Consider the following 12106-nt stretch of genomic DNA (forward strand, 5'->3'; position numbering starts at 1 on the left):
CCGCCACCCGCAGCAGACACAGCAGCAGCTGCGTCGTGCGCAGACGCACAGCGACGATCCGCACAGGCTAGGGGCCGCCCGTGCCTCCGACCAGCCGTCCTCGCCGCCTGCGTCACCAGAGGATAATCGGGGGAATGCGAGAAGACGACGATGTCGATCTGGTGATTGACGCGTGGGCCGGGGCGTTGCCTGATCTGGACTTCGCTCCCCTCGACGTCCTCTCGCGCCTTCGTCGATTGAGCCCGCGCGTGCAGGAAGTGCGTCGGCAGTCCTTCGCCGCCAGCGCCCTCACCCCGTGGGAGTTCGAACTCCTCTCCCTCCTGCGCCAGCGCGGACCGAACGGGATGACGCCATCCGGCTTGGCGGCCCGACTCGTTCTCTCGAGTGGCAACCTCGCCAGCCGCGTCGACCGTCTTGCCGCCCGCGGCCTCGTCGTCCGCGAGCAGAACGCGGCAGATTCGCGGAGCAAGATCGTCTCGCTCACTCCGCGCGGCACCAAGCGGGTCGACGAGGCCATGCGGCACCTCGTTGCCGCCGAGGGCGAAGTACTCGCCGCTCTCGACTCCGCTCAGGTGTCCGTGCTGATCGAGTGCCTGCGCAGGATCAGCGACACGCTCGACCGTCTGCAGTAGTAGACCCGCCGAACCTGGGAGGTCAAGCCCGTTCAGGAGGGTTCGCACCGGTCGTAGCGTGAGGCGTGCACGGCCGAGACGCCAGCCACCCGTGTCGATGAACGCGAAAGCGGAGAGCACCATGACACAAATCCCCACTGTCCAACCCGCGCGATGGAGCCGGAACGGAGTCAGGATCGTTGTCGTGCCCGGCGCAGACCTTCCCCGGTTCCGACTCGAAATCGACCCGCTCCTCGCGTCCAGCGCCCTGCCCGTTTCGACGGGATTCTTCTCGAGTGTCGAGGAGGCCGAGCGCGCTGCCGAAGCTGCCGCTGCTCTGCTCCGGCTCAAGATCCCAGCCTGAGCCTCACTCCCGACGAAGTTCTGGGAGCGGCCCGGGCGGCACGGCGATCCACAGCCCTCCCGGCGGCGGGGCTGTGGATCGAGCAGGTGCGGCTGACGCCCCGCTGAGGAGGGGCCCGTCGATCTCCGCCTTGGGTCCCCCGTCCGGGGTCAATCAGCCCGCGAGTGGCCTAGCGTCAGGCTCGACGACTCCCCGCCGTCTCCCTCCCCGAGAGAAGGTCTCTCATGCGATACTCGCCCTCTTATCGTCCGCAGATCGCGACCCGCCGGGTGCGCCTCCTCGCCGTCGGCGCTGTGCTCACCCTCGCCGCCGCCTTGGTTCCCGCCCAGACAGCCTCCGCCGCCACCCCCGCCGCCCTCTCTGTGGTGAGCCTTGGTGACTCGATCACCCAGGCATTCGGCACCTGCGGCTCCTTCGCCGACTGCCCACGCAACAACTGGTCCACCGGGACCAACTCCACGGTGAAGTCGTTCGCCTCACGTCTGCGGGCCACCGTGCCGAGCACCACCGTCACGACCGCGAACGTCGCCACCACCGGCGACGTCGTCGCGCGAGTGCCCTCTCGGATCGACGCCGCCGTCGCTGCAGGCGTGAAACCGGACATTGTCACGCTGTTGATCGGCGGCAATGACCTCTGCTCGCCGGACAACCGCGTCGCCGCCGACGGCTACACGATGACGCCGGCCAGCACCTTCCGTACAGGAGCGTCCGCCGCGATCACCAAGATCCGCACCACCTGGCCCTCGGCTCGCATCGTCCTCTCCTCCGTGCCGAATATCGCCTCGGAGTGGTCGGTCGTGCGCACCGGAGTCGGCGCGCTGGTCTGGTCGGGTGGCGATCTGTGCCGGACCACTCGCGGCGTTAGCTCGACCGGTCGACGGCTGAGCACGACTGCCGCCGCCGCCTCGGCGGCCGCTGCGAAGACGCGGACAGCGCAGTACAACACCGCCCTCCAAGCTGCGTGCAGCGCTGCCGGTCAGCTCTGCGACTGGGACGGTGGCGCGCTCACCGCGACACCCGTCACGAAGAGCCTGATCGGGACCACCGACTACTTCCACCCGAGCATCTCCGTCCAGTGGTCATCCTCGAACTTCGCTACCAGAAACTGACTTTTGTCTCGCCCTTTTTGGGGCATGTCAGAACAATCCGATCAGGTCTCGACTCCTCTACGGTCGATGCCGACGGCTCATCACCCCCGTCACGATTGGATTGATCATGCGTAAGACCCCCACTATTCGCCCGTCCTCCAAGGGAGTACGCCGCGCCCTCGCCGCCGGCGCCGCGGTCGCCTTTGCCGCAGCACTCGTCCCGGCTCAGGCCGCGTCCGCCGCGACCCCCGGCTCCCTGTCCGTCGTCGGCCTCGGCGATTCGCTCACTCAGGCGTTCGCCAGCTGCGACGCTCTCGAGAACTGTCCGACCAACAGCTGGTCCACCGGGACGAACCCCGCGGTGGACTCCTTCGCCTCCCGCCTTGGAGCAGCCATGCCCGGAGTCGCCGTGACGACCGAGAATTACGCCAGCTCAGGAGACGTGATCGCCCAGGTTCCGTCGAGAATCGACGCCGCCATAAAGGCGGGCGTCCACGCCGATGTCGTCACTCTCCTGATCGGCGGCAACGACCTCTGCGCGCCGAACGTTCCCGTCGCCTCCGATGGCTACACGATGACCCCCGCCAGCACCTTCGCGGCCGAAGCCTCGGCCGCAATCACGAAGATTCGCACCACCTGGCCCTCTGCCCGCATCGTCCTCTCCTCCATGCCGAACGTCGCCGGGGAGTGGTCGGTGATGCGGTCAGGATCGGCGCCGTTCTATTGGGCCGCCGCCAATGCGTGCCGCACCACTCGCGGCGTCGACTCGTCAGGCGCCGCTCTGAGCCCCGAGGCGGCAGAGGCCTCCGCTGCCGCTGCGCAGACCCGGACCGCCGAGTACAACTCTGCCCTGCAGTCCGCGTGCTCCGCCGACGGACCGCTGTGCGACTGGGATGGGGGCGCGATGACCGCCGTCGAGGTCCAGGAGAAGTTGATCAGCACCACTGATTACTTCCACCCGAATGTCGAGGGGCAGGCGAAGATCGCCTCCATCGAGTGGGCTGCGTCCGACTTCGCGAAGAAGATCTAGGCGCCGGGGCGGCCGTTCACGCGTCGAGCGGCCGCTCCCCCTCTCGGCGTCGACGCTGCTCCTCGGCGAGCCGCGCGTAGTGCGCCTCCTCCCGCTCCAGATCGGCGAGCTGCTCCTCCGTGCTCTTCTGCGCGGGCCGGAGAACGACCGTCGAGGGTGGCTGCGGGCGGCGACGCCGCGGAGTATGCCCGCCGGGGACGAACGAGCCGCCGTCGCCGCGCTTCCACTCGTGACCGAGGAGGAACCACAGCGAGACCCCAATGATCGGGATGAATACGATCAGCAGGACCCACACGATCTTTGGCAGATTACGGACAACGCTGTCCGGCTGCCGCACGACATCGACGAGCGCCAACACCATCAGCACGATGATGAGCAGCGAGAACACAAACCCCATGTCCACGAGCGTACGACGCCCCGGCGGCGCGGGCGCGGGTTGCCTCGGCGGACGATGATCGGAGCGGCGGAGTGTTCGCGACCGAGGTCAGCTCGCCCGATCCGCCCGTGAACGCGCCAGCTGACGCCTCTCATCCTCGGTGAGGCACACTCCCGATGTCCTCGGTCGCCTACCGCGCGTCCGTGGCACGATCGGACGATGACCGAAACGCAGCCCGGACCCCGGCCGACCGCGGTGAGACGAGCGCTCAGCGCCCGCCGTCTCACCCTGCTCGTGGGCCTCGTCGTGGTCGCCGTTGGTCTCGTCATCCTCGCCCTCGTACCGCTGCAGTACTGGACCCTCAGCACTCAGGGCTTTGACGACGCCTGCAATAGCAGCCTCGGCGGTGTACCGCCTGAGTCGGGCGAACTCGTTCGGGGATTCTGGTCATGGTGGCCCCTTGGCGAGGCGTGCGAATGGACCCTTCTCGACGGAACGTACGTGATCGACCGCCCGGACTCATCGACAACGGCGGTCGCGATCATCGGTGCCGTCCTGCTCCTCGCGGGCATTGGACTGACGATCGCGTCCCGATTCCTCAGCCGTCGCGTGCCGGCGGAGGCTTAGCGGTCGAAGAAGCTTCCGAGATCACCGAGCCCCGGAAGCGAGATGTCCGAGCCGAATTCCGACACGTGCTGCCCCAGCCCCGACATCTGCTCTTCCGCCCCGGAAACCGCGTCCCCCGCGCCGCCGGTGATGTCACCGAGATCCCCGGCACGGCTGTCGACATCCGCTCCGAACTCCGCAGCCTGTGCCAGGAGCGGGCCTGCGACGCTACTCATCACTGCGCCGCCCGGGACCGCCGCGAACAGTCCGCCCGCGGCTCCGATCCCGATCCCCGCCGCTCCGCCACCGACTCCCGCGAGAGCGCTGCGCCCGCCCGGCACCGAGAACATCCTCCGCAGGAACCCCGGACTGGTCGCCTCGGCCCGCGTCGCCGCGCGGGCGAGATCCTCCGGCGCTGACGACCACGGCTGTTCGTTCGCGGGTAGTTCCTCACGCAGGCGTTCTTCCACCTGCGCGCGCTGCACCGGTGTCAGCTTCGCGAACGACTCGCGATGCACCTGCTCCAGCTGCTCACGGTCGGCGGTGCGGAGGAGGTAGTCGTACCGGGCGATTGCCGCGCGGTCTTCCTGACTCGGTGCCGACTGCTCGGGTCGAGCGTCCTGAGGCCGAGTGGAGGCGCGCGGCTGTGTAGACGTCGTCCGGGAGTCTCCCGTCACCGTGTCTGCGGCCGTGCGGACCAGCTGGCGCGCCGAATACTTCCCCTGCAACCCTCTTGCAAAACTTCGATTGTCCCAGGTCGGAAGCAGAGAGTCCATGGTGCTTATGAAAACCTGGGAAAACGCAGTCCGCCACCCATGTACAGAACTCGAATATTAGAGGGGTGATCGGGCATTTCCTCGCCCGCCATTCTTACTGTGCTTTTCTGAGAACTTTCGAGGTTCGACTGAACGTGGCACACTCGAAACGAGTCGAAATCCACGACTCTTCACATCTACCCTAAAAAATGAACACGAGTTATCGGGGGGTAACACATGATCAAGAAGAAGCAGACTACAACGGTCTCCATCCTTGCTGCGGCCGCCTTGGCCATGACCGCGGCGACGCCCGCGCAGGCAGAGACGACGACGCAATGGTTCAGCGGGAGTGCTACTGCAGGAACGAGATACGCGGAAAGCAACGGACATTCGGACCACGAGGGGATCAGGGCAGGACTCGCCGAGACCTCGGCCTTCGGCTCCGCCAATGTCCAGGCGTGGTACGGCCCGGTCAAGGTCGACGCGTGGGATGCGGAGATCGCGATCGACAGTACCCACGGCCCTCAGGAAGGCGGATTCAGGTGGACCTCTGCCAGCGGAATCGGGGCAGCCAAGGCGAATGCCTGGGCTCTCGGCGCAGGCACCCACGCTCAATCGGCACCAGAGGACACTCCGAAGCGTCCTGCTGACGGTGCTCCCGCTCCTTCCGCATCACTGGTCTCACTCGCCGCAGCCTTCGGATTGTCTCTCGGCGATCTGACCTTTGCAGGAGAGTACGAGGAAGTCGCGCTCTGGACGGCGGCGAGTGCCTCGCACACGTTCCTCTTCGCCGGCACCGCCACCGGCTACGCCCTGTCCGCTCGAGTATCAAACGAACGCTTTCAGCAGGGCGCACTCTCTGTTCGCAGCACCATTCCCGGAGCCGATGGGGTCGACCATACTTATCAATTCATCCTCACCGATGACGCTCACGCAAAAGAGGTCGCGGCCGTAGCCGGTCTGGTGAGAATCGGAGGCAACGTCTTCGTCGACACTTCCGTTGGCGACCGGGCAGACGATCAGATCACCTCGTTCACCGCGGCTGGAGCGATTCAGATCGGCGGTGGAGCGGGCGGAGGCGCTGGTGCTGGTGCCGGCGGTGAGATCGGCGGAGGCGCACACGGCGGGTTCGGCGGAGGCGCAGGCGGCGGAATCGGCGGCGGAATCGGCGGGGGCGCAGGCGGCGCAATCGGCGGCGGCGCAGGCGGTGGAGCGGGCGGAGGCGCAGGCGCTGGTGCCGGCGGTGAGATCGGCGGAGGCGCACACGGCGGGTTCGGCGGAGGCGCAGGCGGCGGAATCGGCGGCGCAATCGGCGGAGGCGCAGACGGCGCAATCGGCGGCGGCGCAGGCGGCGCAATCGGCGGAGGCGCAGGCGCAGGCGGCGGCGCGGGCGGCAGCGCAGGCGGAATCGTCATCGTGGTGGGCGGCGGCGCAGGCGGCGGCGCGGGCGCAGGCGGCGGGTTCGGCGGAGGCGCAGGCGCAGGCGGCGGGTTCGGCGGAGGCGCAGGCGCAGGCGGCGGGTTCGGCGGCGGAATCGGCGGCGGATTTGGTGGGGGAATCGGCTTCGGCGGCGGAATCGGCGGCGGAATCGGTTACGGTCTCGCGCTTTCCGGCGGAGAGTGACTACTCCACGGCCGACACCGCGCAGAGCCGGCACGACGGGGAGTCGACAGTGACTCGCCCTTGACGTGCGGAGTGGGGCGCAGCACGACCAGTGCTGCGCCCCACTCCGCACCAGCTCAACCCCTTAGCTCACCCTGGGCCGCGCCCACCCGCAACTGCTGGTGAGTTGGCCGATCACGATGCGACCGTGGCAAACCTTGAGGACCAGCAGCCGATAGTGGCGCGCAGAAGCTCTGACGGGTTTTCATCGCATCTCGTCAGAGTTCCTCATCGCCATTCTTCTTTTCACCCCGTCGGCGTGACCCGGTGAAGAACACCGAGTCAGCACCACAAACATGTCGCGCTTCAGACGTGTCATAGATGAACCCGAAGTAAGCTTCTTCGCCACAACGACGATCGAGAACGTCTTCTGCCCACCGGCATCGAGAGCACTTCGCGAGATATCTCTCCTCTCATCAGTGCCGACGCCCCCATCTTGCGAGCCCGGGCGGACGAGCCCACCCTGACGAGGTTAGCGTCTCGCCGGACATTTTCAACCAGTCGACATTCCATCATTCTGGACATGAAGCCCGTCCTCGAACGACGCTGCCCAAGCGCACGCGCCAGATGAACCTCTTTAAGCAATCCAGCTTCTCATTGAGTCTGCTCACCTTACAGAAGCGAGTATCACTGTAGCGCTCGCGAGCGCCGGCCCTCGCTCGTTGCTCACCAGAGAAGAAAGATCGCGACAAGAGTGCGCACTCAGTAGGAAAAATACCACTTATCCATCTCCATCGGGTCGCAATTTGATCCAACGCTTCTTTCACCGCTCCTTGAAGTAACGGAACATGTGCCTCTCTCGGGTGAGAGCCACGCCGAGAGAGGAGCCGAGGAGCACCGACGCCGCCGCGAGCGCGAGAATGCGCACCGTACCAAGCATTAACGCCGTCCGGTCGGATGCGGCTTCCGGCATGACGAACAGCAGCGTCACTGCCATCGCCGTGGCGCTAGCCGCAGACAGCCACGCGACATTTTCCAGGAGAAGTTGCACGAAGAGGGCACTCCTCCCGACACCGCAGTGCAGCGCGGATGCCAACTCCAAGCGGCGCACTCGGACGAGGACGCATCCAAGCGCGAGCCCAACGAGAGCAGCACTCGGGATCGTCAACAAGGAGTCACGCGCCTCGACAAGTGCTCCAAAGTCGTAGTTGGCGCCCAGACGAGCGTTGAGCTGACCCACCGTGGGCTTTTCTCCATTGCCCGGCGCAACGGCTGTGAGAATGAATGAGGGAGCCAGTGATTGAGCAAACGGTACGTCCAACCAGCATGAATCAAACATGCCGTCAGCCGGAACGACATCGAGAACCGACCAGCCCAACCCGGGAACGCGCCCATCGTCCGGGTAACTAAAAATGCCCGCGACAAAGACGGGCCCGCTCGTGGTTTCAACTCGTTCACCGACACCGATACTCAACGCGAGCGCGACCTCTTGCGAAAAGTACATACCCGCGACCGAGGGATCCGATTCGTGCGTGAAAAGCTCGACGAAGCGCGGGGTCACCGCCTTCGTGGGCACGACAGAAGACGGCAACGCTTCAAAAACGATACCGTCGCCCTCCGAAAGTGCTCCTGCCGCCCGGGCACCAGAGACGTCTGCGAGATTCTCGCAGGCAGTACCGATGACACTCTTGGCGGAACTCACAGTGGAGACAGTCGCACCGGCCGAGAGGAACTCCCGGAACCTCGCCGTGATCGCCGTCACCGTCGTCACATCGTAGACGCACAAGGAGCCGACGATGATAACGAAGAACACCAGCGCAAGGAGCGGCTTACTCGTACGAGTGGAGACGTTCCGCATTGCCTCCGAGAAGACGGATGAGAACCGCAACTCAGGTCACCAGCTCGATGATGGTGTGGCAAGCATCCGCCGCGCGAGAATCGTGTGTCGCTACGACGACGATGCTTCCACCGCTCGACACCTTCGCGAGTGCCTGGATCACGACCTCGGCCGTTGCGGTGTCGAGCTGAGCAGTCGGCTCATCCACCAGAAGCAGATCGGGCGAGAAAGCCACCGCGCGAGCAAGCATCAGACGTTGAGCCTCACCGCCCGAGAGCTGAGCGAAAGAAGCGTATCCCTTTTCTTGAAGACCGAACGTTTCGAGTAGGTCCGTCGCACGCTCTTCGGCCAGCGCCCGGCTCTCACCTTTCGCGAGGAACGGCAAGACAACATGATCGATCGCTGATCGCCTCGCCGAACCGTGCGGGTTTTGGAAGACCCAACCGGTACTCGAGATGCAGTTCTTCCGTACTGATCCGAACGTCGGAGTGACGGAGCCCGAGATGATCCCGAGCAACGTCGACTTACCGGACCCGGACGGACCTATCAGTGCATAGCTTCGCGAGGGTAGTAGTACCTGAGATATACCTTCAAAAAGGAGATGTCGACCATCGAAAGAGTGTTGAACGTCGACAAGCTCGACGAACTTGTCTCCAGCAGAGCGCTCATCGAGTGAAGCATCCGAGCGGACGTCTAACATGCACCCGAACCCTCCGGCGCAGCATCGACACTGTCCGGCGCTTCCGAGTCAGGGAAGACCACGAAAGACTTCCCCAGTTCAGAACCGACAATCTCGACAGCGAAGTTCGACCCCTCTGAGCTCGTGCAGCCACGATTATCCCTCAGTGCGAATATCGCGCCCGGAGGGACAGCCCATGTCTCCAGCGGCGAAGCGAGTTCCAGGCTTGCGTCAAGCATCACGGAGCCGCCTGAGTCGGCATCGGACTGTGCGGTACTTCCCGCCGCACCAGAGGAGTCAGAGGTGTGTAACGCCTGCCTGAATGCGGTCGTCCGCCGAAGAGCATTGACGTCCTCGGGAGTCGTGACCGCTCCGGATTCGTCAACGGGTACACGAAGCTCGCCAACCACCACGACTCGCTGTCCAGGCACGAGATCCTTCGGCGCATTGCTGACTTCAGCGCCGGTCGCTTGCGGGTCAAGGGTGGCCACTACGGTGCCTGATGCGACCTGTCCGCCAAGGGGGACGGCGCACGAGGCCGCCGTTCCTTCCGAAACCGGCAGCCAGAGGACCGAATCCCGGGCAATTGTATCAGAGGGAGAAGCAGGTCCGCCCAGCTCACGTAGTCGGGCGTTGACGATCTCAATGGCTGTCAAACCCAGAACCCCGTCGGCGCGGACAGATTTACCGAGGCGCATCAGTTCTTCCTGCAAAGCACGGACGTCGGCCCCGCTATCCCCGACGCGTAAGTCACGATAAAGCGGAGTTGTCGTCGCCACACTCAGGAGATGCACTCCGTCGACGGCAATGAAGCTCTGCCACGATGAGAGTGCAGACCCGGGCGCACAGTCGAGAGCCGTCACTGTTCCGGTCCGGGGTACCTCTACCGATAATTTTCCGCCCTGCTGAACGGACAACTTGACTGTCCGAGCATCGACCAGTGTTTGCGACGTAAGTGCAAATTTTGACGGCGTCGATTTCGTCATCGTCACCGATCCCGGCACCGCAGGCGGCACAGCAAGTGCAAGGCCCACCACAAATGCAGCGCTAGCAATCCCGATACCCGCTAATATCATCAGGCCGTAGCCCCTGCCCTTACTCATGGCGACTGCGCCGTGAGTAATGCGACTTGCGAGACTCGCGTCTCACGGCTGCTCTCCGAGAGGGTCGATCCGGCATTCCTCAAGGGCTTCTCGACCCGCATCCTCATCGACAAAAGGATAATCATCGCGAGAAGAGTCGTTGGCGTAGTCATTCGCCGAGTAAGACGATGGAACGACCGCCTTCTTCACCAGGCATTCTACGATCAACGACCCCTCGTCGGTCCTGTCCGGGTTGCGGTGTGTCCAGCTGTACAACGACCCGATCTCCGCTTCGCCGGACTGCCGGGAGCACGACTCGACATCGCTGTTGGCGACGTCGGAAGAGGTCTCTGGCGGAAAGGTGAGAGAGAACGAGCCATCCAACTCGTAGTCACCGATGTCGTACCCGAAGCCTGACACGCAGCCCCTGAAGCGGTCTATCATCTCCGAGTATTCTTGCTCTGAGATTGCCCCGTCCTTGATTGCCTTCCGGGAGAATTCGTCGGAAGCCCGCGCATAGCTGGCCGAAAACTCTGCGGCCCACGGCCCGGTGAATTCGACATCGGAGGCACTTTCTGCCCCTTCGGTGGTAGGAATCGTCTGGCTCGTACAGGCGACCAGACCCACGACCACCAGCGCACATCCGCATATTGACCACATTTTCGACCACACGTCTGACCGCCAATAACTTGAGGGCTACGGCCCTATGACGGGCATGAGCTTGGGAAGTTTCTTACGGTACTGCGTGCCGGCGAACGAACTGTACGCCGGCACGCAGCCTCTAGGAAAGGACGTCGTAATACGCGGTATTACCAGAGGCCTTCATCGGTGACCAGTGAGCTATAGCAAGCACCGACGAAGGCTTCCAACCACTGTACGCACACCCACGGTAGCCGCACGCGGTCGACCTATGGGTCCTGCTTTCGTGCTGGTATTCGGAATAAACTTGGCCACCACTTCCGTACTGGCCGCCGGCCCGCACACCGTGATGCCACACGCCCCCGTCAGCCGGATATACCGTCGTCGCTGATGCGCTGATTGCTCCCCCCATCACGAGACTACTGGCAGCCAACACACCTGCAACAACCTTCGCAACTCTGCATCGAATCATGTTTCCCCATTTCACGTAGCACCTTTCGGCGCCCCCATTAGTGCTTTCGCTGAGGAAGGCTAACACACCGATGAGTAGACGTTCAGGTCAAGCATCTGAGCTTTGCATCGACGCATCAATGACGACATCAGCGCCTCGCGCTCGCGGTCCTTTGAGTTGCGCCGAATTAGCATTTGACCAGGAGGTTCTTCTACCCGACTCGGTGGATTGGCTTCTCAGGCGAACGCCTCGCGTCCCCCTGAGAGGGGTATCAACGCGCGGCCCTCATACGTTGAAACGTGATGGAAAAGAATCAGAAAGACCAACAACGAAAGATAGGTGTCGGCCACGCAGCAGACCTCCGCCGCCGGGACCAGTCAGCGCTCGGCCCGCAAACACGCTTCTCTCCGGCGCCTCGTCCGATTGCCGTGCGCGCACCACAGGACGCACCGCAGCGATGCGCGCCGCGGTTGCACGTCGGTGACGTACTACTCAGCCCCATGCGCGCCAGCACCTTCCGACACGTGCCCCCGGCCAGTCAAGGTGCCGCCCACTGGCTTATAATGCTAACCATAATCGTTATGCTGCACCTATCTGTAAATGCTCGACCAACTACTCGCCACCTCCCAGCGACGCCGCGGACTCCTCGAGAAGCGCCGTCATCCCGACGCCCATCGCCAGATCTCTTCGCGGACGATTCCGCCGCGACCGCGTTGGGCGCGCAAGACCCTCGAGCATTCGAATGTACGGTGGTAATCATGAGTACCGCCGCATAGCGAAGGGTTGTGCAGGCAACGGCGAGGAATGATGCCCGGTTCGGGTGTATTCCAGCGTGACGCACCGAGTCGTCGCGCGGCCGGAACGAACTGCCCGAACGGTTCCGTCGGATCCTTGCTCTCGGGCACAGGCTGTGGAGCGTGACTCGCCGTGCGGGCGGCTGAGTGATGAGGGCGTCTCGCGGACGTTCGTGCACGACCATTCAGAGT

At 64.3% G+C, this 12106-nt stretch carries 13 protein-coding genes; 6 read left to right on the plus strand and 7 right to left on the minus strand.

Annotated elements, in window-relative coordinates:
* Positions 1–134: 134 nt before the first annotated feature.
* The 4 genes from B0H03_RS06665 (at position 135) to B0H03_RS06680 (ending at position 3093) form a co-directional block, all read left to right on the plus strand.
* Positions 135–632, plus strand: a complete 498-nt coding sequence (locus B0H03_RS06665; protein ID WP_104265043.1) for a MarR family winged helix-turn-helix transcriptional regulator — start codon at positions 135–137, stop codon at positions 630–632.
* Between the two features lie 121 nt (positions 633–753).
* Entirely contained in the window at positions 754–975 is a 222-nt protein-coding gene (locus tag B0H03_RS06670; protein ID WP_127843956.1) for a hypothetical protein, read from the plus strand.
* Between the two features lie 224 nt (positions 976–1199).
* Positions 1200–2084 carry an SGNH/GDSL hydrolase family protein gene (locus B0H03_RS06675; RefSeq protein ID WP_104354004.1) on the plus strand — a complete coding sequence of 295 codons (885 nt, stop codon included), beginning with the start codon at positions 1200–1202 and terminating at the stop codon, positions 2082–2084.
* Positions 2085–2190: 106 nt separating this feature from the next.
* The gene (locus B0H03_RS06680; RefSeq protein WP_104265045.1) at positions 2191–3093 is read left to right on the plus strand and encodes an SGNH/GDSL hydrolase family protein; all 903 of its coding nucleotides are present in this window, start codon (positions 2191–2193) and stop codon (positions 3091–3093) included.
* Between the two features lie 16 nt (positions 3094–3109).
* Here B0H03_RS06680 and B0H03_RS06685 read toward each other — a convergent pair whose 3' ends face one another.
* Entirely contained in the window at positions 3110–3490 is a 381-nt protein-coding gene (locus B0H03_RS06685) for a PLD nuclease N-terminal domain-containing protein (protein WP_104265046.1), read from the minus strand.
* Between the two features lie 198 nt (positions 3491–3688).
* Here B0H03_RS06685 and B0H03_RS06690 point away from each other — a divergent pair, with 198 nt between their 5' ends.
* Complete coding sequence (locus tag B0H03_RS06690) at positions 3689–4096, plus strand: hypothetical protein (protein WP_104265047.1); 408 nt, start codon at positions 3689–3691, stop codon at positions 4094–4096.
* Here the strand turns inward: B0H03_RS06690 and B0H03_RS06695 are convergent.
* Entirely contained in the window at positions 4093–4851 is a 759-nt protein-coding gene (locus B0H03_RS06695; protein WP_127843957.1) for a hypothetical protein, read from the minus strand. The two genes, B0H03_RS06690 and B0H03_RS06695, sit on opposite strands and share 4 nt — an antisense overlap.
* A gap of 216 nt (positions 4852–5067) precedes the next feature.
* Here B0H03_RS06695 and B0H03_RS16525 point away from each other — a divergent pair, with 216 nt between their 5' ends.
* The gene (locus B0H03_RS16525) at positions 5068–6453 is read left to right on the plus strand and encodes a hypothetical protein (protein WP_119854494.1); all 1386 of its coding nucleotides are present in this window, start codon (positions 5068–5070) and stop codon (positions 6451–6453) included.
* 802 nt (positions 6454–7255) lie between these two features.
* Here the strand turns inward: B0H03_RS16525 and B0H03_RS06710 are convergent.
* From B0H03_RS06710 to B0H03_RS17440, 5 genes are all read right to left on the minus strand, one after another.
* Positions 7256–8134: a hypothetical protein gene (locus B0H03_RS06710; protein WP_127843958.1), complete on the minus strand. Its 879-nt coding sequence runs from the start codon at positions 8132–8134 to the stop codon at positions 7256–7258.
* A gap of 187 nt (positions 8135–8321) precedes the next feature.
* Positions 8322–8969: an ABC transporter ATP-binding protein gene (locus tag B0H03_RS06715; protein WP_104265050.1), complete on the minus strand. Its 648-nt coding sequence runs from the start codon at positions 8967–8969 to the stop codon at positions 8322–8324.
* Entirely contained in the window at positions 8963–10051 is a 1089-nt protein-coding gene (locus B0H03_RS16155; RefSeq protein WP_127843959.1) for a peptidoglycan-binding domain-containing protein, read from the minus strand. The genes B0H03_RS06715 and B0H03_RS16155 overlap by 7 nt, the downstream gene beginning before the upstream one ends.
* A 42-nt stretch (positions 10052–10093) precedes the next feature.
* Positions 10094–10663: a hypothetical protein gene (locus B0H03_RS06720; protein WP_104265051.1), complete on the minus strand. Its 570-nt coding sequence runs from the start codon at positions 10661–10663 to the stop codon at positions 10094–10096.
* Positions 10664–10811: 148 nt separating this feature from the next.
* Positions 10812–11141 (minus strand): lactococcin 972 family bacteriocin, encoded by a 330-nt coding sequence (locus tag B0H03_RS17440; RefSeq protein WP_109714854.1) that lies wholly within the window; start codon positions 11139–11141, stop codon positions 10812–10814.
* Positions 11142–12106 lie beyond the last annotated feature (965 nt).

The organism is Rathayibacter iranicus NCPPB 2253 = VKM Ac-1602 (genome assembly GCF_003149025.1).
GTDB lineage: Bacteria > Actinomycetota > Actinomycetes > Actinomycetales > Microbacteriaceae > Rathayibacter > Rathayibacter iranicus.